The following is a 23,225-nucleotide window of genomic DNA, read 5'->3' on the forward strand; positions in this document are numbered from 1 at the left end:
CGATTATAAGAGAAAGCGTTGGTGAAAGAATGGAGCAGCAAAGAAATTGGCTACAAGCAACTGTAGAAAGAAATGAAGACAACACGTTATATATAAAATGGGAAAATAATATAGAAGAAGTTCGCATTTACTGGAGTACTTCACCAGAGCATATTGAGGAAAATGGAGAATTACTTGCAACGGTAAATGGAGAATCATCATATACAATTGAAAACCCGAGTGAAAATGAACGTCCATATTTTAGACTAGTAGGAAGTAATGGACAAGCAGTGACAGTAGCTGAGCGTAGATTGCCATTGCAAGGCGCGTTTAACTTCCGTGATATGGGAGGATATGAAACGACTGAAGGCCGTAAAGTAAAATGGGGCAAGTTGTACCGTTCTGAAGAATTGGCAGGACTAACAGAATGGGATATTGCGTATTTACAAAAGTCTGGTTTAAAGTTAATTTGTGATTACCGTACAGACTTTGAAGTGAAGCATAAGCCAAACCCAGAGATTACAGGTGCTCGTCAAGTGTGCTTACCAGTTATGCAAGATTTAGCGAAAGACTTAAATATAAATGAATTTTTCCAAGTTGGTGACCTTTCTATGTTAGGAAAACCAGGTGAGTATCTTGTGAAAATGAATCAAGATTTCGTAAGTGGTAACGAGGCATTTGTAAGCTTCTTAAACTTAGCGCAAAATCCGGAAAACTTACCGTTAGTAAACCACTGTACAGCTGGAAAAGACCGTACTGGATTCGGATCAGCACTATTATTACTTTTACTAGGTGTACCGGAAAAAACAGTAATGGAAGACTACTTACTAAGTAACGGTTTCCGTGAAAAGCTAAATGAAAAAATGATGGCCTTTTTAGGTGCGAAATTACAAAACGATGAGAGCAGAGCGATATTAGGTGCAATGTTTGAAGCACGTGCTGAATATTTACAAGCTGCGATTGATGTAATCCAAAAGCAATACGGATCAGTTGAAGCATACGCCGAAAAAGCTCTTGGCTTTACGAAAGAGTCGTTAGAGGAAATGAAAGAGTTATTGCTAGAAGATTAATAATGAGAAGGAGGCTGATTTGGATTAGCCTCCTTTTACTATTGTTGTTATAATTAAGCTATGAGAATATAGGAGTTGAGGAGAACATCATGAAATACAAATTTATATTATTCGACGTAGACGATACATTATTAGATTTCCCTGAAACGGAAAGACACGCATTACATAATGCGTTTGTACAGTTTGGCATGCCTACAGGGTATAGTGATTATCTTGCAAGTTATAAAGAGATTAGTAATGGATTATGGAGAGATTTAGAAAATAAAATGATTACGCTAAGCGAATTAGCAGTAGATCGATTTAGACAATTATTTGCACTTCATAATATAAACGTAGATGCGCAGCAATTTAGTGATGTATATCTTGAAAACTTAGGGAAAGAAGTACACCTTATAGAAGGTGCAGTACAATTATGTGAAAATCTACAAGATTGCAAGTTAGGTATCATTACGAACGGATATACAAAAGTGCAACAATCAAGAATCGGAAATTCGCCTTTATGTAATTTCTTTGATCATATTATTATTTCTGAGGAAGTCGGTCATCAAAAGCCAGCACGTGAGATTTTTGATTATGCATTTGAGAAATTTGGAATTACGGATAAATCAAGTGTACTAATGGTCGGAGATTCGCTAACTTCTGATATGAAAGGCGGAGAAGACTACGGCATTGATACGTGTTGGTATAATCCGAGTTCGAAAGAAAATAGGGCAGAAGTTAAGCCGACTTATGAAGTGGAGAGTCTGCTACAAATTTTAGAAATTGTGGAGTTGGTGGGAGAAAAAGTAGCCTCATTTTAAGTGTGCTGATATTTGTCGGCAAATCGATGATATATTGTAAGTTGTGATAGATATATTTGAAAAATCGATGATATATTGTAAGTTGTGATAGATATATTTGAAAAATCGATGATATATTGTAAGTTGCGATAGATATATTTGAAAAATCGATGATATATTGTAAGTTGTGATAGATATATTTGAAAAATCGCTCATATAAGTTCATATACTAAGATATAGAACAAAAAATAACGCTACTATACAAGGTCATTCACGTGTTATAATGCGTGAATTAAATATACGTATATAAATAGTTTCTCAGAGTGATGCGATGTCATGTATGATTAGTGTAACAACTAGAGGTGAATAAAGAATGTTAACTTTTTTATTTGAGTTAGACAAGAATCTTCCGCAGAAGGATGAGCCGCGGTATGATGCTTATTCAAAGGGCTTTATCGAAGGAGATGTAACGATTTGCGCGAGTGATAGCGTATTTTTTCAAAAGTCACGTATGAAGGTTGCAGAGCTGGGCATTTATTTAGGTCAGTGGATGGAACAAGTTCAACATGGGCAGAACGTGCCTATGAAATATGAAACGGCTGACCGTGAAGAGGTAATTCTTGGTTTCTTCTATGAAGAGGATCATAATCAATGGAATGTTTCTTCCAGTTGGCAAGAATTTGAACTTCAAGAGCGTATAGCTACTACAACATTAATAGAGAGTGTTCAACGCTATTTGTATGAGCTAAATAAAGAACTGCGCATGATAGAATATCCTGTGACGTTTGATCAGTACTTAAGAGGAGAGCGAATGATGCAGCTCTCTTACAAACGACCATGTGATAGTAAAGCGGATACGACGCCGATAGAGGTTTATAATGGAAGTGAGCAAGTAGGCGTAGTACGGGGCTATTATAAAAATACGCTGATGAGAGTGCTGGATTTTATTCCGAAAATTGGTAGTAATATCATTTATGAAATAAAGGATATTAAGAACAATATTCGCGTCATTGCAAAGGATGTAAGTAGGCAGCGCCAAAGAAAGATTTTAGTAACGTACATCGATAATAATGATGCAGAGCATGAAATACTTGTATGTGACGGAAAGTTATTGGATGCAAATTTTATATTTACCTTTACATATAAGGCAGAAGAATATGTTGTTCATAAAACTTCATTTGGAATGGGAAAATTATTACGAAAAGGCTATTTAATCGCAGATTGGAATATTCGTCTTGAGGAAGATATGTATTACATCGAGATGAATGCATATGATGGAGATTACATGGAGGATCAATACTTACTATTAGGCGTATTTCATGCGGTTTTATATGGATAATCGATGAGAAATACCGTCATTCTTCTTGGAAAGAATGACGGTATTTTTTATTTATCCTCAAAAATAAAAATCTCATCAATCGTACTATGAAGTGCCTTCGCTATATCGTGAGCGAGTTGCAATGAAGGATTATACTTACCTTTTTCAAGGTGGCTAATTGTTTCACGGCGTACACCAACTTGCTTCGCTAAATCTTCTTGTGTCATGTTCAATTTGGCACGGTATTCTTTTATCCTGGTTACGAACGCCATGGTGCATCTTCCATTTCATCAACAGGTTTATCATAAAAGAACATAGAAAAAACGAACGTAAGAATGAGTGTGCCAAAAATAAGAGCGATATCAATTTCTTGTAGTGTAGTGTTTGGAAATAACATTTCAATAAACATAATGATTGCGGTAGTTAGTAACGTAACGATAAATGCATTGCGGCACGATTTATTGACAATTTGTTCAAACAGTTCATCGTGTTGAACTGTTCTATACGATGTGAAAAAGGAGAAGAAACAGAACATAGTAAACAATCCTTTTTCATAAAAAAATCCGAGGAAACCGAAGAAACCGAGAAATCCTAAATATTTTATCCAAGTTGTTTTCATGATAGATTCTCCTTTCGATATTAGAAATAAATCACGTTATGTTATAAATATATCACATGAGATAATGTATAGTAATAATAGTTTTCCAATTCTTTTCATAATAATAGTAAAAAGAGGAAATATGCTGCGAAATAAAGAGGATAATATTGTAAAATGGTTGTAAGGAGGGGGAGGAAGGAATGCTAACTTGGATTATGATCGTTGTATTACTTGTAGTGATTACTGTAGTGGCAACAGTGTTAATTGGGCGGAATGGTGATGCGAATTATAGTAAAGCGACAAAAGGGAATATTAAACGGCTTACGATGATCTATATTTTACTAGCTGTCGTTTTAGTTGTTGGATTAGGGGTGTATATTTATTTTAAAGGTTAAATAAACTGAAAAATGTAAAAATCTTAAAATAGAAGTATGCTATAATATCAATATAGTTATTTGGTAATTAAGGAAAGGATTGGATGGAATGATTGAAATTACGAATGTGTCAAAAAGTTATAATGGGTCTACCTATGCAGTAAAAGATTTAAGTTTATCTGTACCTAGCGGCGAAATCTTTGGATTTTTAGGACCGAATGGTGCGGGTAAATCAACGACAATTAAGATGATTACTGGTATTCACGGGGTGGACAAAGGGACGATTACGATTAACGGAAAAAATATTATGGAAGATCCGATGGAAGCGAAGAAGACGTTTGGTTATGTGCCGGATAGTCCAGATATGTTTTTACGTTTAAAAGGAATTGAATATTTAAACTTTATGGCTGATATGTATGAAGTGCCGAAAGAAGTAAGACAAGAACGAATAGAATCTTTAGCAAAGAAGTTTGATCTTTATAATGCTTTATCTGATCAAATTCAAAGTTATTCGCACGGTATGAGACAAAAAATCGTTATTATTGGTGTGCTCGTGCATGAACCAGATGTATGGATTTTAGATGAACCATTAACAGGACTTGATCCGAAATCTGCATATATTTTAAAAGAAATGATGAGAGAGCATGCGGATAAAGGAAAGATTGTATTTTTCTCTACACACGTATTAGAAGTGGCAGAAAAAATATGTGACCGGGTTGCTATCATTAATAAGGGGAATTTGCAGTTTAAAGGAAATTTAGATGAAATGAGAGATCATTTTAAATCCAATGAATCACTTGAAAAAATGTTCTTGGAGATGACGGGAAATGAGTAAAATTTGGACGTTAACAAAGGTACTATTAAAGTTGAATTATGCAGATTTTATAACAGATAAGAAGAAGCGATGGGCGTATTTATTTTCATTTGCAGCTATTTTATTTGTTGGCTTTTTAATATTTGGTTCGATGACACACGGAATGTATGAAGGTCTGAAACAATTAGGGCAAGAGCCGGGAATGATTATTGCAATGGGATTGGCGATTGCGAGTATATGGGTATTTTTAATGAGTATAGCGAACATTTTAACTGTATTTTACTACAGCAATGACATTGAAATGTTACTGCCGTTACCATTAAAACCAGCGCAAATTATTTCGGCAAAATTTTTAACGGTATTAATTACACAGTACGTAATGAGTTCATTCATTTTATTACCAATCTTCATTACGTACGGTTTAAAAAGTGGCGCATTTATTACATATTACATATATATGATTTTCATTTACTTACTCTTCCCAATCGTGCCGTTAGTATTAGCTTCGTTACTGATGACAATTATTATGAGGTATACAAATATAGCGAAAAATAAAGATCGAGGAAATATATTTATTGGAATCGTAAGTATATTATTTATTGTAGGAATTAACGTATTTATGCAGTGGAGAAATAAAAGTGCGTTTTCTGGAGACGGGGCTGCGGAATACCTTGTAAATAATCAATCTTCTCTTATAGTACAAATGACAAATTATTTTCCAACTACATATTTTGGAGCAGTCGCATTAGTAGAAAATGCGAATTGGAAGGGTCCTTTATACGTAATCATCTTTGCGCTTATTTCATTTGTATTCTTTGTGTTGTTTTATTACATTGCAGAGCGTACATATTTAAAAGGGGTAATTGGACTTTCAACGAGTACAGCAAAGAAACAAGTTATTTCGGCGGAAGGTTTACAGAAATCAACAGTACAAAGTTCACATTTAAAAGCGTATGTGAAAAAAGAATTTAAAACGTTATTCCGTACACCGCAATTTTTCTTAAATTGCATTGTACAAACTTTCGTTATGCCAATTATGTTATTCTTTGTTTTATTCGTGAAGGAAGGGAATATAGAGTTGATTACAGGATATATTGATAATCCAGAATCAGCAGGTCTTGCAATTGGTGTAGGCCTTTGTGCATCGTTATTTTTAATGGGTAGTAACGTCATTGCAACAACGTCATTTTCGCGAGATGGAAGCTCTTGGTTTGTGAATCGTTACTTACCAGTAAAGGCTTCGGATATCTTTTTTGCGAAAGCAATCACTGCTTGGTTAATTAATGTGATCATTTTAGCCGTATTCGGTATTACGATGGCAGTTGTAGCTGGAATTTCTCCAGTCTTCATGATACTGTGGTTTTTACTAAGTGCGAATGGGTTACTATTAATTAATTTAATCGGAACACGCTGGGACGCACAAACTGCAGATATTCATTGGGACACAGAGCAGAAATTATTTAAAAGCAGATATACAACTTTGTGGAATTTTTTAGCTAATATTTTAATAGCTTTAGTTATTGTAGCGGGTGTAGGTGTATTATACTTCTTCCTTAAAGTAGGACTGTGGATTATGTTTATCGTTTTATTTGTAATGTTTACTATTGTAAACTATATCTTTATTAAAATGTTAAAATTAGGTGCTGAACGTATACTGTCAAATATTCAATAAGAAGATAGATCCTCTGTATTCATGCAGGGGATCTACGTATAGATGGAGGAGAAAAAGGTGAAGAAAATAGCAATTGTAACAGGGGCAACTCGTCTGAATGGAATTGGTGCAGCTGTATGCAAGGTGCTTGCTCAAAAGGGGATAGACATTTTTTTCACGTACTGGCCAAAGTATGATAAAGCGATGCCATGGGGAATGAGTGATCAAGAACCCTTTTGGCTGAAAAAGGAAATTGAAAGTTACGATGTTCGATGTGAAATGGCAGAAATCAATTTATCGCAGTCTTATTCGCCAAATCGTTTGTTTTATATGGTATCAGAACGGTTAGGTGATCCATCTATTCTAATTAATAATGCAGTGTATTCTACTCATACGAGAATTGAGGAATTAAATGTAGAGCAGTTGGATAAACATTATACAGTTAATGTTCGGGCCACTATGTTATTAAGTTCATTGTTTATAAAACATTATTCACTTAAAACGAGCGGGAGTATTATTAATCTTACTTCAGGGCAGTCAGTAGATCCAATGCCAGATGAACTAGCATATGCAGCAACGAAGGGAGCAATTGAAGCATTTACAAAGTCAGTGGCACCAGTAGCGATGGAGAAGGGGATTACTGTTAATGCTGTTGATCCAGGACCAACAAATACAGGGTGGATTACAGAGGAATTAAAACATTATTTAGTATGGAAATTCCCGCAAGGTAGAGTTGGAGAAACGATGGATGCTGCGCGCTTAATATCTTTTTTAGTAAGTGAAGAAGCGAAATGGGTTACTGGGCAAGTCATTCACTCGAATGGTGGTTATTCATAAAAATATTATGTTAACAAATGTTGAGAAACAAAAAACGAAAGAAAATTTTATTTTTTTGTATAAATAAAATGTCAAGAAAGATAAAAATTTGATAGAAGAGTATATCGTCATATAAAGATAGTAATTCTTAATGTGACAATATACTCTTTTTCTTTTACTTACGAGCAGAAAAATGAAGTAGAAGAAACTCGAATATTAAAATGAGTTTATCAGTTTTTGTCCGTATTATTATGAAGATTACTGTCGGAAAGATGGTAATTCGTATGAAAAGGGATTTTTTAAGGGGAAATCGAATCGTAAAGGGGAGGATAAATAAAGTAAACATAGGGGGATTTATATGAAAATGAAAAAGGTCGCTATCGCATCGATAACAATTGGTACAATGCTTACTATGGCAGCTTGTAGTCCATCAGCAGATAAAGAGGCAGAAAAGAAAGAGCAAGTAACAGCGCAAAATGAAGGAGAAGCAAAAACGACAAGTGCAGATGAAGCGTCCAAAACAACGAAAGATACTGAAAAAGAAACAAATACTTCTTCAAATGAAAAAACAGATAAAGATGCAAAAAATACGAAAGAATCATCAGGAACAGAAAGTAACGGCAAAACGTCAACTCAAAATGAGAATGTGAAAACAAAAGAAAAAGAAACGACAGGAAAAACGAATGACCAAACGACTAGCGGGAAAACAGCAGATCAAAGCACAAGTACAAGCTCAAACACAAACAATAACGAAAAGACAACGAAAGATCCGAAGAAAAGTGTTGCTGTGAAAACGAACGTTAAAGAAGTTGTGGCATTAATTGATAGCTTGGACAAGCAGTTAGTTGCTAATCCAAAATTGGAAACAGTGAATAAGCTTGGCAAACAAATTAATGAAAAGTGGGACGTGATTGAAAAAGAGCTAGAAGCATCACATCCGACGGATTCTAAAACAATCGGTCAAAGTATGTATCCGTTAATTGTAGGAGCGGAGAAAGAAAAAATCGATATTAATAAAATGAAATCATTAACGACGAAAACGAAAAAAGATTTAAATCAGTTATTGACGAAACTTTCATAGTTTCAAAAGCCTACTCGTGTGAGTAGGCCTTTTTTAGGTTGTTGTAATGTGCACAGTATAACTTATTTATTTTCATTTTCAATTACGATGCGAAAGGAACTGAATGCTTGTTGACTGATATAATCTTCTTCGCTAACTTTAAAAGGAAATGGAAAAGCGACGAGTTGAAAATTACTTTCCTGATCCACTGAAGGCAATGTGAAATTAAAGATTTGTCTTGTTTCAGGTGCAACCTTAGTATAAACGACTTTTCTATTGTTAAATATTTCAACTTGTTTCCAATCTTTAAAAGCCACGATTGCGTAAGTCATTTCATCATTCGTTTCATTACCGTTTGATAGGGTTAATTGCTTGCCTTCCTTTTCAAAGAAGACAGTTTGTAAGTTCTCTTCACGGTTCGTAACAAATAATGGTTCGTAAAGACCATCTTTTAAAATAGCATCTGGATCTATAAGGGAGAGTTTTATTTTTTCGTTTTCTTTCTGAAGAGGATGCATTGAATATCGCATACTTAGAATATCTTCTAAAATAGCTGCTTTATTTAAGTTATTATCTTTTAATTTGTATTCAGGTTTTTTAATTATTAAAAAGGTTAATTCATTTGCATTAGGAGAGGTGTGTAAAGAGATTTTCGTAGTAATTGAACTGTTTGGTTTCATATCAAAAAAATAGTGTGATATTTCATTAGTAGTATCTTCTATTTTAAAAGGTTTTTGTTCGTAATCTTCTAGAACAATTAATCCATATTTTCGGTTTTCATTAATAGTATGTACGAATGATAATGTTACATTAATTTTATTATCCTCACTAGTAATTGTACTACCATTGTTAATATGTTGGCCTTGATTATCCTTCAATCCGTAAGAAATAGTATTGGTTTGTTGCTCTCGTTTATTTTCTATGGAAGATGGATGAGGTTGTATGATTGAAGTATTGAACAAAATATAAATAGTTAGTAATGAAATAAATAAAACACCGCAAATAATATATATTTGTTTCATAAATAGCACCTCAATATATGTAAAATATTAGAGAAAAAAGATATGCAAGATGCATATCTTTTTTCTCTTTCTTACCAGAAAGCTTTTGTTTCGTGATTCACATCATTATAACCACTTAATTTATAGGTATGATTACCGATAGCGTAATCATCTCCATAATAAACGCTTGTGTTGGTCGCTGTAGCACTTACAAAGGATGATTTTTTTGCACTATTACTTTTCGTATTTACTAATGAGCCATCGCCATTGAAAGTTCTTGCTTTTGCATAAACATAGTCTTCGGTCGTAGTTGATTTCGATTTAGCAACTGCATATGGGTTACCAAAAAAGGGAGTATATACGCTAATGTTAGAGTCATTCTTAGGTGCAGCTGCAACAGTCAAACTAGGAACACTAGATGTTTTTGTTGATTGAATTGTATCAAAGTCAACTAAAACGGGCTGCTTGTCTACAGTATCGACCTCTGAAGCACTTGCGTTATTAGTAAAACCAAAACCTAAAACCGCTAACCCTAAAGTTGTCACCGATAAAGATTTTTTCATATTCACTAATTTTCCCACCTTTTTAAATTTTGAGTTCGAACTCAATTCATACAATATATGAAAATTTCGAAACTCTCAATGGTTTATCCCATACTTAACTTTTCTTTTACTTTCGATTCAACATGTCTTCATTTGCAAAAAAGGAAATATATCTTCTAATGCTTAGCCAGCAAGGGATACAGGTTAACTTTATGAATTTCGTGTAAATTTAAATCTATTCATGTCATAATCTCTGTTATTTTTAAGTTCATATGGGAAACGTATTAAAAAAAGGATGGTGACAAAAATGACAATCGATCGAATTTGTACAATTGGACCTGCAAGTAATAATAAAGAAACGTTAGCACAGTTAATAAAGAATGGTATGAAAATTGTTCGACTGAATTTATCGCATGGCACACATGAAAGTCATAAAGACATCATTCGTTTAGTGAAATCATTAGATGACTCTATTAAATTTTTGGGTGATGTACAAGGACCTAAAATAAGATTAGGTGAAGTGAAGGGAGAGCAAATTACACTTCAGGCAGGAGATTCTTTTATTTTACATACAAAACCAGTTACAGGGAGTAATACAGAAGCAAGCGTTGATTATGAAGGAATTGCGAATGATGTGAAAGTAGACAGTAGAATTTTGATTAATGATGGAGAAGTTGAATTAATTGTTGAAAAGATAAGTACGGACAAAATAGAAACGAAGGTAAAAACAGGTGGCAATATCTCATCCCATAAAGGAGTTAATTTACCAGGTGCGGCTGTTCGTTTACCAGCTATTACAGAGAAAGATAAAAAAGATATTCAGTTTCTTTTAGAAGAGAATGTTGATTTTATCGCGTGTTCTTTCGTACGAAAACCTAGTCATATAAAAGAAATACGAGATTTTATACAACAGTATAAAGAAACGTCACCTAATGTAATTGCAAAAATAGAAACGATGGAAGCAATCGAGAATTTTCAAGATATATGTAAAGAAGTAGATGGAATTATGATTGCAAGGGGCGATTTAGGAGTAGAGTTACCATATCAATGTATTCCACTTTTACAAAAAATGATGATTCGTGAATGTAATCGAACGAATACATATGTCATTACAGCAACACAAATGCTTCAATCTATGGTAGATCATTCTATTCCAACAAGAGCAGAGGTGACTGATGTGTTTCAAGCTGTACTGGACGGGACGAATGCAGTTATGCTTTCAGCTGAAAGTGCATCAGGAGAACATCCAATCGAAAGTGTGAGAACATTACGTCTCGTTTCAGAATTTGCGGAGCATGTTAAAAAAGATGGGCCTTTTGCGATGAAAGATGTACTGCAATTACTGCGTGAGTCTCTGGATGAGTAATAAAAAACAAGAGGGCGGATATGCATCCGCCCTCTTGTTTTTCATTCATACTATTCTTGCTCTTGCTCATCCAAAATCTTTTCAAACGCAGCAGATACTTTATCAAACTCTTCATCATTTTCAATGTATGAAAACTCATTATCTTCTTCTACTTTTAAAAAGAAAATATCAATGTCTTCCTCAGTTTCTGTTTGGATATCTTCAACAAAGGCAACTGCAATATACTCTGCACCTTCGACATCCATCGCTCCAAGTACTTCTACTTCTTGCTCTTCGTTATTCTCATCACTAAGAGTAAACACTTCGCCAACTTCAATATCAGACATATTCATTCTCCTCCTGTTCGACTCTAAAAATAGAGCACTCAAACTGTATACATACTAACATATCTTTCCATGAAAAACCAAATTCATACGTAAGAAAACAACTGATTCTTCTTTAGTATGAGTATACAGCTATTAGGAGCATTATTTGTGTGTACTATATTACTAAATCCATTCAACAATTGTATCCATAGTCTGTCTTGTTTTATCACGCTTTGGCTCTTCTTTACGGTAACCAAAGGCAACCATAACTGATACTTCAAGATTATCGCCTTGTATAATGCCTTCTTGACGAAGTAAAGAATCTACTTCCTCTTTATCAAATCCTTCTATTGGACAAGAATCAATACCGATTTGAGCTGCGCTCGTCATCATATTACCTAAAGCAATATAAGTTTGTTTAGATGCCCAATCAAATACAGCACGATCGGATTGTAATAAGTTAAAATCTGTTTTCTGGAACTTTTTGAAGAATTCATATCTAATTTTTTGAGTGTCTTCAGGCAATCCAATAATATCGTTCATCATATATTTAATATACTCTGCATCATAATGCATATCTTTAATGTTTCTTGAAAGAACAATAACAAAATGGCTTGCTGTTGCAAGTTGCCCACCAGCGCCCCATGAATACGGTTGTAGTTTTTCTCTTACTTCTTTATTTTGTACGACAATAAATTTCCAAGGCTCATATCCAAAAGAAGAAGGAGATAATCTGCCTGTTTCTAAAATGAATTTGAAATCCGCTTCTGAAATTTTGTGCATAGGATCGAATTCTTTACATGCATGTCTGAAATGAAAAGCCTCCATAATTTTTTCTTTTGTATTTGTCATAAAAGTTCCTCTTTTCATGAATTTATTTTTGTAAGTAAATTATATTTTTAAAGTAACATAGATACAAGTACGCACATTTATGTGTTATAGTATCAAAAAAGATACTAATGTTAAGGGAAGGGATTTATTATGGATTGTCCAAACGAAAATAATATAAATTACCCATTTTTAAATAAATATTCTTGTCCAGTTGAAGCTATGGTTGAGGTGATTGGAGGGAAATGGAAAGGGGTAATTTTGTATCATTTATTAGATGGTACAAAGCGGTTTAATGAGTTAAAAAGATTAAAACCAAATATCACACAAAGAATGTTAACACTGCAGCTGAGAGAACTTGAAGCAGATGGCATCATACATCGCGAAGTATACCGTGAAGTGCCGCCAAAAGTAGAATATTCATTAACTGAGCTTGGTGAATCACTACGTCCAATGATTCTATTAATGATGGAATGGGCAACTCATAATATGGAGAAAGTTTTGGAGAGTAGGAATGCACAAAATAAAAGTTAATAGATGAAAGTGGTATAGTAGAGACGGATATGAATTTTTCTTAAATTGGTAGTGGAGTTAGAAAACCATATATTATTAAAATAGGTAATTGGATGTTAAAGTTTTGTAAGATTAAATTGATTATAATTATTTTATGTAAACTAATTGCTCGGTTATCTATAAAATGAAAAAATCTATGTATCGTTGATATAGTGTAAATTATGATAGATATATTCGAAAAATCGTTAATATAATTTCACTTATGAAGGTGTTGGTCATTAAGGGAAAAGGGCTGTCATGCGCGGACAGCCCTTTTTTGTTTACCTGATTTACATTTTGAGAATACTTCACAGTCATAACGTAGTAGGCGTAGTAAAATACTTATTCAATGTATTATTTTTCAAAGAAGAAAGCGGAACCTTCACCTCACTACCTTCCTTCATATTCCGCAGCATAACGGTTTCTGTACTAAGTTCTTCTTCACCAATAATAAGCACGTAAGGGATATTCTCTTTATTGGCATAATTAAGAGCACGTTTTAATTTGCGTCCTGCTAGTTCGAGTTCGACTTTTAAGGAAGTGGTAGAACGTAATTGCTGGGCAATTTGTAAGCATTGTAATTCTGTCCCGAGTGGGATGATAAATACATCCGCTGTAGATGATATCGTTTCTTTCTGTGAGAGTGCTGTATAAATAACGTCTAAACCGAATGAAATACCGACTGTTGGATAGCTAATATTATCGCCACGGAATGCCCCAATAATATTATCGTATCGACCGCCGCTACCGATGCTAGATGTAATCGATCCATCTTTTAAAAAGATTTCATATACGGTGCCTGTGTACATTGTAAGTCCTCGCGCTAAAAACGGATTGAATATAGCATTTTCATTTATTCCAAGAGCGATTAAATATTGCTGTAATTGTTGCAATTCGTTTACTCCATCGGCAACGATTGGAGTATTGAAAGCGTCTTTAAAGTCATCAATTGAAAGCTTTAGACAAGATAATACAGTATTACATATTGTATCAGCCATTTCTTCAGAAATTCCGCGCTCTAATACATCTTTTCGTACACCATCAATCCCAATCTTTTCGATTTTGTCTAATGATAAAATGACGTCACTTGTTAATTCAGTAGGGATGTTAATGGCCTGAAGAATACCATTTAACAATTTTCGGTTATTATATTGGATCGTTATCTCTAAGTTTAATGTTCGGAACAGCTCAAACGCCATGCTCATAAGTTCCGCTTCTGCCATGACTGATTCTACACCGACTATATCAACGTCGCATTGTATAAATTCACGAAATCTTCCTTGTTTAATTGGTCCATCTCGAAATACTTTTCCAATTTCATAACGTTTAAAAGGAAGTCGGATGTTCGGATTCATTGCCACAACTTTTGCGAATGGAATAGTTAAATCGTATCGTAAGGTAAGCTCACGTTTTCCTTGATCCTTTAGCGTATATATTTCTTTTAATATTTCATCGCCACCGCCGTACTTGTAAGACATAAGCTCATACATATTTAACGTTGGTGTCTCTAACGGTTTGCATCCGTATCGTTCAAATGTATCTTCGCAAGTTCTTTTAATTTTATTTCGCAGCACTTGCTCCTCTGGTAAATAGTCTTTCGTTCCTTTTACATTTTTCATTTCCATTGTAATCACTCCTTTTTTAAATTAAAAAAAGCTATGCAGGTATAAAAATACCCACATAGCTTTATGAACGCTTCGTGGGTCAACAGGAAAAGCCCTGTACCCACGAAGAAAAATTTTTCTTCGGATACACGGCGTTACGTATGATGATGAAGTTGGAAAGAAGTATTAAAATTTCGCATTGCAAATCTCTCCTTAACGTAAGTTTTTCCAAATTATATCAGATGATTTTTGAATTATCAATATTTTTAGTTTTGAAATATACGTGAAGTTATGTAGGAGAAATGGAAAAGGGTGTATAATAAAACTTAATAATATGAAATAACCTTTTAAGGAGAACGTTATGAAAAAAGATAAAACAAATGCGATGCGAATATTAGATAAAGAAAAGATCGAATATTCGATGATGTCATATGATCCAGACGATGGGAAAATTGATGGCGTATCAGTAGCCGAGAAAATTGGACGAGAAGTGAGAGAAGTATATAAAACGTTAATCGCTCAAGGGAATAGTAAAAATTATCATGTGTTTATCATCCCGGTAGATGAGGAACTAAATTTAAAAGCTGCCGCAAAAGCGGTAAGTGAAAAGAAGATTGAAATGATTCCTGTAAAAGATATTACGAAAGTGTCAGGATATATTCGTGGTGGTTGCTCACCAGTCGGAATGAAGAAGTTATTTTCTACATGTATCGATGAAAGTGCTCAATCGCTTGAAACGATGATCGTAAGTGGCGGGAAAATTGGTATACAAGTTGAGCTTAAAGTTGATGACTTGGCGAAAGTGACGAGAGCGCAGTTTGGTGAAATAACGAAATAATGATACATAGGAAAAGAAGTTCTAGTTTTATAGGATAGTTAGTCCATGATGAGGGCGGATTATCCTTTTTATTTACGTAATAATACGTTATATTAACTGATTATGTATACAATATTCAATCGAAAACAAACAACATATCAACTCTATAAAATGGTAAAATAGGGAAAAATATATTTTAAATAATATCTTTAGAAACGATTATTTATTACATAGGGGTTTCCGAAAAAAGTAAAGTAAAAAGGGAGGGGCATAAGTGAAATATATTAATGGATTGTACATATCACTTATATTGATGATGTTCATCAATTTACTTAATATTACCATGTTTGATAATGAATATTCAGGGATAACAATGTATCTTTCTTCCGTTATATTCATAATTGGAAGTGCTTTTTTCGGAAGTGCAAAACGGCTTAAAATGAGTGAGAAAAAATAAACCATTTAGGAGATGACAATCATTAATGAAACAACAAGAAGAAGTTATCTTTCGTGAGGTTCAGAGATCCCCAATTTTGGTATGGATACTCATATTAGGAATCGCCATGCTGATGTGGTATGGATTCATTCAACAAATTATTCTTGATACCCCGTTTGGAGATAAACCAGCTCCTAATGGTGTATTAATTGTTTTGTGGTTGTTTTTCGGGATTGCCTTTCCTGTATTAATGCTTGGAGTATTGAAACTAATCATTGAGGTTCGTGAAAAAGGTCTTTATGTTCGTTTTGTTCCTTTTCATTTCCAATATAAGCAGTACCTTTTCAAAAATATACATCATTATGAATGCATTACTTACAGTCCACTAAAACGATTTGGGGGATGGGGAATTCGTTTTAACCTTAAGAATGAAAAAGCCTATAATATGAAGGGTAATAAAGGTATAGAGTTAAAGTTGAAATATAACACAGTGGTAATCGGCACTCAAAAACCAGACGAATTAAAAAAAGCGCTGGACTCATTACAAAAAGTATAATGAAAATTAAACTTGAACAAACGGGTACAATTCAGGAATTTGTACTAGGCATACTTTATATTTATTTTAAAAATAACTTAAAGTTACTTCCAATAACGAAAACTATGCAAATAAGTTGTTCACTGGATTCTTATAGAAAACTGTGTTGAAATGAAATTTTTGATTTTGCAGCACTTCAAAATCTTAGCTAGATGGCTATGTATCGGTACCCACAATAAAGAGGCAGGAACATATCAAATATGTTCCTGCCTTTGATTTTAGAGAGAGGTTTCCTAACAGTTGATTTTGTTAACGAAAGTCGACTTTAAATCCATATTTTGTATAGAATATAGTACATATAATAAAAGTATGAGGTGATACAGTGAGAGAAATTCAGATTCATAAAATCATTGCAGATAAGAGAAAAGAAAAGGGAATTACGCAGGAAGAGTTAGCGGCGTATATCGGTATTACGAAGGCGTCTGTTTCCAAATGGGAGACGGGGCAGAGTTATCCGGATATTACATTTTTACCACTGTTAGCATCATACTTTAACATTAGTATAGATGAACTAATTAGTTATACACCGCAAATGAAACAGGAAGATATTAAAAATTTATATCATAGACTCGCAGAAGCTTTTAGTGAAAAAACGTTTGCTGAAGTAATGATAGAGTGCAGAGGAATAATTAAAAAATATTATTCTTGTTTTCCGTTATTACTTCAAATGGGACTTCTTTTTATTAATCACCATATGTTAACAGAGGATACGGATAAAAGAATTGAAATTTTAGAAGAGGCAATGCATCTTTTTAGCAGAGTGCAGGAAGAAAGTGACGATGTTTCTCTTGTGAAAGAGGCGGTATCGTTTCAAGCAACTTGCTATCTTATACTTAATAAACCCAATGAAGTATTGCAATTGCTTGGCGGAACGATACGTCCTAACGTTCCAGAGGAAGATCTAATCGCACAAGCGTATCAAATGCTTGGAAATGCTGAAAAGGCAAATGAAATAATGCAAATTAGTATGTACCAACATTTAATACAACTCGTTGCGACAATACCGAATTATGTAGTAGTAAATGCCTCAAGCGCTGAAAAGGTAGAGGTAATTTTAAATAGAGCTTTCATGTTAATAGATATATATGAAATAGAAACATTACATCCTAATATGACTTTAAAAGTATACTATGCTGCTGCGCAAGTATATTGTATGCAAGGGAATTTTGAAAGAGCATTAGAAATGTTACGGAAATATGCAGCGGTTTGTGCGGCTAGCTTTACAGTAAATAGCCTGCATTTACATGGAGATTCCTATTTTGATGCGATTGATGACTGGTTTGCAGAATTTCCGCTAGGCGCTAAAACGGTTAGAAATGAAGAGATTATAAAGCGGAGCATGTTACAAAGTATTGCAGAGAATCCAGTTTTCGCTCCTATGAAAGATGTAAGAGAGTACAAAAATATAATAGCGAGTTTGAAATTCAAATTAGATATAACGGAATAGAAGGAGGATTAATATAATGATCTTTGATGAATATGAAGTAGCGGTAAAAAGTGAATTAACTTTGCAAGGTACGATTACAAAGCCAAAAGCTGGTGGGAAGTATGCTGCTGTTGTCATTATTGCTGGATCTGGAGAAGTTGATCGTGATGGAACGATAGTACCGCTAAAGCTTGAGTCGAACATATATAAAGATTTAGCACATGTAATGGCGCAACTTGGAGTAGTGACGCTCCGTTTTGATAAGCGCGGAGTAGGAAAGAGTAACGGAGAAATTCTGAAGACTGGAATGTGGGATTTAGTTAGTGATATAGAAGCCATGATAACGTATTTAAAAGAACAACCATTTGTTGATCCAGAAAATATCATTTTAGCTGGTCATAGTGAAGGGTGTATGTTAGCCACTGTAGTAAACGCAAGAACACCAGTTAATGGACTCATACTTATTACAGGAGCTGCAGAATCATTAGAAGAAGCTACAAAAAGACAAAGAGAAATTGCTTATAAAGAACTAAAAGAGCAGAAAGGAATAAAAGGAAAACTAATGCGTCTTCTTAATGTAGAGAAACGCGGAGAAAAACAGATGGAAAAAATAAAAGAGAAAATGATGAACACAGAAAAAGATACGATTAAAGTTGGTTTTAAACCGATGAATGCAAAGTGGTTTAGAGAGCATTTTCAGCATGACATCTATAAAGACTTACAACAAGTAACATGTCCAGTACTAGCTATTGCTGGTGATAAAGATATTCAAGCTGACCCTGAAAGAGCAAAGCAGATTGGTGATTATGTGAAGGGTGATTCTGCAGTACATGTAATAAAAGATATGGATCATAGTTTAAAAAGTTTTGAGGGGGAGTTCAAAGCTTTAGAGTTTAAAAAGAATTATGAAAAAGGAGCGGGAAAGCCCCTTCATCCAGAGCTGGAAGAAATAATTGTGAATTGGATGGATACGCATTTTATCTCGCAACATGCGGGTTGAAAGATTCCCGGTTCAATATTAGGCGAAAGTGAGGAAGTCGGAAGGGAGAGTAATTGTCTGTAAAAAAAACGGTTGTTGTAGGTTGATTTAGTTTAGTATATGAATTTATTTTTTTGCGAATTCATTCATTATAAAATGTTCGTTTTTATTAATTAACGCGATAAAAACGAACATTTTTTTATTTAAAATAAATTGGATAATTAAACTATAACATCAATATATACCGTTGAATATCATAATAATATAATGGAGGTGATGTTATATGGCTCTTACTACAGGACCAATTGAAAACGTAGGAAATCAACCTGCTAACGCAAATAAAGTTAGGGTGAAGATCCTTAACCGTACTGCGGGCCCACTTACTGGAGTAGCTAGAGTTTTTAGACTTGACGGTTCATTAGTATTAATTGAACAGGTAAACTTCAATGTGAATTCTAATGCTTCTACTTTTGCAACTCTAAGTTTAGTTCATCCTGCTCTTGGACAAGCATTTGAATATGAAGTTCAAATTGTTCCTAATCAACCTGGTGGACTATATAGTGTTTATGGACTAACAGCTGAAAATGTTATTATTACTGCACAACGTGTTGTGAACTCAGAATTGACACAGTTTCTTTAATTAAAATAGATTGGTGCCTACATGGTATCCAATCTATTTTTGTACGTATTATTCAGAGAAAGAATGGTTTTACACAAAAATAAAGATAGTTATGGAAAAGGGAAAAGTCGAGCTATCATCTTAATTTTTATTATTTCTGTCTTAGACCGTATCTGTTTTGTGGCACGGTTTTCTTTGAATGCATTTTATTCAAACTGTTTTTTAAAGTATTTATCAAATATGCATTATTGCATAAATAAATTTAAATTTATAAGTTAATATTAAACTACTTTTTAGTTGTAAAGAATATGTTAATAATCTTTATAAGAAAAGGATATTCCTTGTAAAAAGTGAAATTGTTTGGAATGTGAATAAATAAAAAGTTTAGAAGTGATACAGACTGGATAGAGTCTTGTATTAAATAAACAGAAAAGGGGTAGGGGTTTCTAAAAGGTTTTGGGGGTTAGAAAGCACTTTTTAGTTAATAGCTTTAAATTATATTTTAAAGGGGAATGGGTATATGAAGTTTCGAAATACAAAGATTGCTATGATTACACTGTCTTCATTTTTTATTTTAGGTTCTGCATCTCTATCATTCACAGATACTATACACGGTGAAGTAGCTCCTGCATCAGCACAAGAGATTATTGTAAAAAGTTATGACGATACATATTATAATAACGCAATAGGAAAAACGGGGTTAGAATTAAAGAAGGAATTGCATAATGTTATTGATAATCATACAAAATTATCATACAGTGCGGTTTGGGAAGCACTAGGAGATACTGATGAAGATCCAAATAATAAAAATAATGTGATACTCTTATATACTGGTCGTTCGCAAGGGAAGCTTACGAATGGATCAGGAGTAAATAACTGGAACCGAGAGCATGTTTGGGCAAAATCTCACGGTGACTTTGGAACGACTGCAGGACCTGGAACAGATCTACATCATTTAAGAGCGACGGATGTATCTGTAAATAGTTCACGTGGAAATCTAGATTTTGATAATGGTGGTGTGAATCATTCTGAGGCGACAGAATGTAAATATGATAGTGATTCTTGGGAACCTCGTGATAGTGTAAAGGGAGATATTGCTAGAATGCTGTTTTATATGGCTGTTCGTTACGAGGGAGACAACGGCGAAATAGATTTAGAACTAAATGAAAAAGTGAATAACAATAAAGATCCATACATGGGGAAACTATCTGTCTTATTAAAATGGAATGAACAAGACCCGGTCGATGATTTAGAGCGAAAGCGTAATGAAGTGATTTTTACAAAATATCAACATAACCGCAATCCTTTTATTGATCATCCTGAATGGGTAAATAAAATTTGGAACTAAGATTTTTAAAGGTATTATATTTTGATAAAAGGGATTGATCATTATGATCAATCCCTTCTTATATTTTTACTAGAATAAATGATTTTTATAGGACTAGTGAGGGAAATAGAATAGATATTTATATGGAACGATAGTACTTATTTATCTAGTTAAGTATTTAGTAAGGTCCCCACTCAATATTCACCCCAACAATAAGAAAAACAAGTCCAATGATAAACCAAATGAGTGCAAGTGGAGCCATGAAACGAATCCATTTTCCATAAGAAATGCCGCTCGCTGCGAGAACGCCCATTAAAACACCGGAAGTTGGATTAAGGCAGTTTACTACACCCTCGCCGAGCATAACAGCCTGTACTGTAACTTGGCGTGTAATGTGCATGAAATCAGCTAATGGAGCTAATATCGGAATAAAAATAACCGATTCTCCTGTTCCGGATGAAATAAGGAAATGTAATGCGGCACTACTTACGTACATACCGATAACACCAAATACAGGGCTTTGTCCTTCAAGAGACTGTGCGAGCTGGTTAACGATAGTATCAAGTAATTTGCCTTGTTCTAAAATGACTGAAATACAGCGAGCCATTCCGACAATTAAAGCACCATAGATAAGGTTTTGGCAGCCAGTTAGAAAAGTAGAAGCGATATCGTTTGCTTTCATGCCACCTATTATTCCGGCTGTAATTGCTATGAAAATAAAAGTAGCGGTCATTTCTGCGTCCGTCCAATGTAGACGAAAAGCGCCTATTAAAAATGCAATTAATGATAAAGCTGAAACGAGTAAAATTAATTTATGACGTATCGTCCAAGGAACTTCTTTTTTCTCTGCTTCCTTTTCGCTTGAAAGAGCGTTACTTGGAAACCAGTTATCGCCAAGAATGCTTCCTTTATTCGATTTTTTCAAGCGCTTTACATACCAATTAATATAAAGGATAGTGGCAAGTAAAAAAGATATATAGATAGCTGTGCGTAAACCAATTCCCGAAAACATCGGAAGTTCTGCGATCTTTTGTGAAATGCCTAAAGGTGAGGGGGATAAAATAGTAGCGTTAAAACCAGCATAAGTGCCTAAATAAATAATTGCTACACCGACGATAGCGTCCCATTTTAATGTGCGTGCAACGATGATACCGATGGGGATAAAACCGATAACTGAATTAACGATAATGCCAGTCGTTCCGAGAATAGAAAAAAGTGCGGCAACGATACAAATGAAAAGTAATTGCTGATTACGAAATTTGTTTATAACATGATAGATTAAACCGTCAAGAGCACCTGTTTTTTCAAGAATGGCAATGGCACCGCCTGTAAATAAAATTAAAAAGATGATCGGAGCAGCAAGTGTCATTCCTTTTTCAATAGCGGTAAAAAAAGAAACAAATCCTACAGGTGATTGCGGAACAGAATGATAGCTACCTGGTATTGTCGTTGTAACGGTCCCGTTTGTAACTCTTTTAAATTCTCCAGCGGGAACGAAATATGTAGCAATGGCGCAAAGTAAAGCAATAAAAAATAGTAGTACGTACGCATCAGGCATTTTAAACTTTTGTTTACTAGGTTGTTTTTTTGCCTCAGTTTGTATTTGCATAAAATCCCTCCTTCTTCACTTGGTTAATTTTTAATATTCTGAATTCAATCTGTGAAATAGATTATAATAAAGGTAGCTTCTTAAGGCAATAGTTTTTGTATCCTTTTCCCGCACATACAAATTATTGCAATATTAGACAGGGAAACGATAATAAGCCAAGAATATGTTATGTAAAAAGAAAAAGGAAAAGAGGGAACAAGATGTGGAAAACTACTGATCTATGTGATGAATTTGAAAAGGAATTACAAATATGTCGCCAGTCTTTTCGGTCTTTTGGGAAGAAAGAACAATTCCATGGGAAAATTGCAACTGTAAAAGTGAAAGATGATAATGTACTAGTGAAGGAAGGATTGCAAACATTACCAGAAGGAACAGTATTAGTTGTTGATGGAGGAGCGTCTGCTAATTGTGCGTTACTTGGTGATAATTTGGCAGCTATTGCAGAAGAAAGAAAGCTAGCAGGAATTATTGTGAATGGGTATGTTCGTGATTCTAGTGAACTAAAGAATATTAATATTGGTATTTTAGCGTTAGGAACGATGCCAAATAGAAGTGTGAAAGAAGGAAAAGGAGAACGAAATATTTCATTGCACTTTGGACAAGTAGAATGGAATCCAAATGAATATGTCTATGCGGATGAAGATGGCGTCATTATTAGCGAAAAGAGTTTACATAGTTAAGAGTTAATAAGTTATTATTCTTAGAAAATAAATCCGATAAAGCATGGACAAAATTCTTTGTCAATAGTAAAATAATACAG

25 protein-coding genes and 1 pseudogene are annotated in these 23,225 nt (G+C 34.1%); 18 read left to right on the forward strand and 8 right to left on the reverse strand.

Annotated features, from left to right (window positions below):
- Positions 1–29: 29 nt before the first annotated feature.
- The 3 genes from C4S65_RS04175 to C4S65_RS04190 all read left to right on the forward strand — a co-directional run bounded on the left by C4S65_RS04175 (position 30) and on the right by C4S65_RS04190 (position 3,167).
- Entirely contained in the window at positions 30–1,049 is a 1,020-nt protein-coding gene (locus C4S65_RS04175; protein WP_061666602.1) for a tyrosine-protein phosphatase, read from the forward strand.
- 89 nt (positions 1,050–1,138) lie between these two features.
- Positions 1,139–1,849 carry a YjjG family noncanonical pyrimidine nucleotidase gene (locus C4S65_RS04180; RefSeq protein WP_086406952.1) on the forward strand — a complete coding sequence of 237 codons (711 nt, stop codon included), beginning with the start codon at positions 1,139–1,141 and terminating at the stop codon, positions 1,847–1,849.
- Between the two features lie 352 nt (positions 1,850–2,201).
- Positions 2,202–3,167: a cytoplasmic protein gene (locus C4S65_RS04190; protein ID WP_086406954.1), complete on the forward strand. Its 966-nt coding sequence runs from the start codon at positions 2,202–2,204 to the stop codon at positions 3,165–3,167.
- A gap of 47 nt (positions 3,168–3,214) precedes the next feature.
- Here the strand turns inward: C4S65_RS04190 and C4S65_RS04195 are convergent, their stop codons facing one another.
- A complete protein-coding gene (locus C4S65_RS04195; protein WP_000896321.1) occupies positions 3,215–3,418 on the reverse strand; it encodes a helix-turn-helix transcriptional regulator in 204 nt (67 codons plus the stop codon).
- A complete protein-coding gene (locus C4S65_RS04200; RefSeq protein ID WP_000859223.1) occupies positions 3,406–3,765 on the reverse strand; it encodes a DUF3796 domain-containing protein in 360 nt (119 codons plus the stop codon). Before C4S65_RS04200 ends, C4S65_RS04195 begins: the two co-directional genes overlap by 13 nt.
- A 179-nt stretch (positions 3,766–3,944) precedes the next feature.
- On the opposite strand from C4S65_RS04200, the gene C4S65_RS04205 reads away from it, so the two are divergent.
- The 5 genes from C4S65_RS04205 (at position 3,945) to C4S65_RS04230 (ending at position 8,480) form a co-directional block, all read left to right on the forward strand.
- Complete coding sequence (locus C4S65_RS04205) at positions 3,945–4,139, forward strand: hypothetical protein (protein WP_061666598.1); 195 nt, start codon at positions 3,945–3,947, stop codon at positions 4,137–4,139.
- Positions 4,140–4,227: 88 nt separating this feature from the next.
- Positions 4,228–4,953 carry an ABC transporter ATP-binding protein gene (locus C4S65_RS04210; RefSeq protein ID WP_000570201.1) on the forward strand — a complete coding sequence of 242 codons (726 nt, stop codon included), beginning with the start codon at positions 4,228–4,230 and terminating at the stop codon, positions 4,951–4,953.
- The gene (locus C4S65_RS04215; protein ID WP_103945140.1) at positions 4,946–6,604 is read left to right on the forward strand and encodes an ABC transporter permease; all 1,659 of its coding nucleotides are present in this window, start codon (positions 4,946–4,948) and stop codon (positions 6,602–6,604) included. The genes C4S65_RS04210 and C4S65_RS04215 overlap by 8 nt, the downstream gene beginning before the upstream one ends.
- A gap of 57 nt (positions 6,605–6,661) precedes the next feature.
- Complete coding sequence (locus C4S65_RS04220; protein ID WP_042973375.1) at positions 6,662–7,420, forward strand: SDR family oxidoreductase; 759 nt, start codon at positions 6,662–6,664, stop codon at positions 7,418–7,420.
- Between the two features lie 337 nt (positions 7,421–7,757).
- Positions 7,758–8,480 (forward strand): hypothetical protein, encoded by a 723-nt coding sequence (locus C4S65_RS04230; RefSeq protein WP_086406955.1) that lies wholly within the window; start codon positions 7,758–7,760, stop codon positions 8,478–8,480.
- 62 nt (positions 8,481–8,542) lie between these two features.
- On the opposite strand, the gene C4S65_RS04235 is transcribed toward C4S65_RS04230, so the two are convergent.
- Positions 8,543–9,481 (reverse strand): hypothetical protein, encoded by a 939-nt coding sequence (locus tag C4S65_RS04235; protein WP_000810146.1) that lies wholly within the window; start codon positions 9,479–9,481, stop codon positions 8,543–8,545.
- A gap of 71 nt (positions 9,482–9,552) precedes the next feature.
- The gene (locus tag C4S65_RS04240) at positions 9,553–10,029 is read right to left on the reverse strand and encodes a hypothetical protein (protein WP_001056356.1); all 477 of its coding nucleotides are present in this window, start codon (positions 10,027–10,029) and stop codon (positions 9,553–9,555) included.
- A gap of 280 nt (positions 10,030–10,309) precedes the next feature.
- Between C4S65_RS04240 and C4S65_RS04245 the strand changes: the two genes are divergently transcribed.
- The gene (locus C4S65_RS04245; RefSeq protein WP_000151074.1) at positions 10,310–11,368 is read left to right on the forward strand and encodes a pyruvate kinase; all 1,059 of its coding nucleotides are present in this window, start codon (positions 10,310–10,312) and stop codon (positions 11,366–11,368) included.
- Positions 11,369–11,418: 50 nt separating this feature from the next.
- Here the strand turns inward: C4S65_RS04245 and C4S65_RS04250 are convergent, their stop codons facing one another.
- Complete coding sequence (locus C4S65_RS04250) at positions 11,419–11,700, reverse strand: DUF1292 domain-containing protein (protein ID WP_002005464.1); 282 nt, start codon at positions 11,698–11,700, stop codon at positions 11,419–11,421.
- A gap of 156 nt (positions 11,701–11,856) precedes the next feature.
- The gene (locus C4S65_RS04255; RefSeq protein WP_086406956.1) at positions 11,857–12,525 is read right to left on the reverse strand and encodes an NAD(P)H-dependent oxidoreductase; all 669 of its coding nucleotides are present in this window, start codon (positions 12,523–12,525) and stop codon (positions 11,857–11,859) included.
- A gap of 129 nt (positions 12,526–12,654) precedes the next feature.
- Between C4S65_RS04255 and C4S65_RS04260 the strand changes: the two genes are divergently transcribed.
- Entirely contained in the window at positions 12,655–13,035 is a 381-nt protein-coding gene (locus C4S65_RS04260) for a winged helix-turn-helix transcriptional regulator (RefSeq protein WP_000340577.1), read from the forward strand.
- A 332-nt stretch (positions 13,036–13,367) separates the two neighbouring features.
- On the opposite strand, the gene C4S65_RS04265 is transcribed toward C4S65_RS04260, so the two are convergent.
- Complete coding sequence (locus C4S65_RS04265; RefSeq protein ID WP_086406957.1) at positions 13,368–14,678, reverse strand: histidine--tRNA ligase; 1,311 nt, start codon at positions 14,676–14,678, stop codon at positions 13,368–13,370.
- 340 nt (positions 14,679–15,018) lie between these two features.
- Here C4S65_RS04265 and ybaK point away from each other — a divergent pair, with 340 nt between their 5' ends.
- From ybaK to C4S65_RS04300, 7 genes and pseudogenes are all read left to right on the forward strand, one after another.
- On the forward strand, positions 15,019–15,495 hold the full coding sequence (ybaK, locus tag C4S65_RS04270; protein WP_061666595.1) for a Cys-tRNA(Pro) deacylase: 477 nt from the start codon (positions 15,019–15,021) through the stop codon (positions 15,493–15,495).
- Between the two features lie 253 nt (positions 15,496–15,748).
- Positions 15,749–15,931: a hypothetical protein gene (locus C4S65_RS04275; protein WP_000875166.1), complete on the forward strand. Its 183-nt coding sequence runs from the start codon at positions 15,749–15,751 to the stop codon at positions 15,929–15,931.
- Positions 15,932–15,956: 25 nt separating this feature from the next.
- Positions 15,957–16,466, forward strand: coding sequence for a DUF6141 family protein (locus C4S65_RS04280; RefSeq protein ID WP_061666594.1), 510 nt, complete (start codon positions 15,957–15,959; stop codon positions 16,464–16,466).
- 361 nt (positions 16,467–16,827) lie between these two features.
- Positions 16,828–17,952, forward strand: a complete 1,125-nt coding sequence (locus tag C4S65_RS04285) for a helix-turn-helix transcriptional regulator (RefSeq protein WP_001206983.1) — start codon at positions 16,828–16,830, stop codon at positions 17,950–17,952.
- Positions 17,953–17,968: 16 nt separating this feature from the next.
- Positions 17,969–18,994: pseudogene (locus C4S65_RS04290) on the forward strand (alpha/beta hydrolase).
- Positions 18,995–19,193: 199 nt separating this feature from the next.
- Positions 19,194–19,550, forward strand: coding sequence for a hypothetical protein (locus C4S65_RS04295; protein WP_001229415.1), 357 nt, complete (start codon positions 19,194–19,196; stop codon positions 19,548–19,550).
- 499 nt (positions 19,551–20,049) lie between these two features.
- On the forward strand, positions 20,050–20,877 hold the full coding sequence (locus C4S65_RS04300; protein ID WP_061666592.1) for an endonuclease: 828 nt from the start codon (positions 20,050–20,052) through the stop codon (positions 20,875–20,877).
- A 157-nt stretch (positions 20,878–21,034) separates the two neighbouring features.
- On the opposite strand, the gene C4S65_RS04305 is transcribed toward C4S65_RS04300, so the two are convergent.
- Positions 21,035–22,465 carry an SLC13 family permease gene (locus C4S65_RS04305; protein WP_001166974.1) on the reverse strand — a complete coding sequence of 477 codons (1,431 nt, stop codon included), beginning with the start codon at positions 22,463–22,465 and terminating at the stop codon, positions 21,035–21,037.
- Between the two features lie 200 nt (positions 22,466–22,665).
- Here C4S65_RS04305 and rraA point away from each other — a divergent pair, with 200 nt between their 5' ends.
- Positions 22,666–23,145, forward strand: a complete 480-nt coding sequence (gene rraA, locus C4S65_RS04310; protein WP_061666591.1) for a ribonuclease E activity regulator RraA — start codon at positions 22,666–22,668, stop codon at positions 23,143–23,145.
- Positions 23,146–23,225: the final 80 nt, after the last annotated feature.

This window comes from Bacillus sp. ok061 (assembly GCF_900108285.1).
Lineage (GTDB): Bacteria > Bacillota > Bacilli > Bacillales > Bacillaceae_G > Bacillus_A > Bacillus_A thuringiensis_S.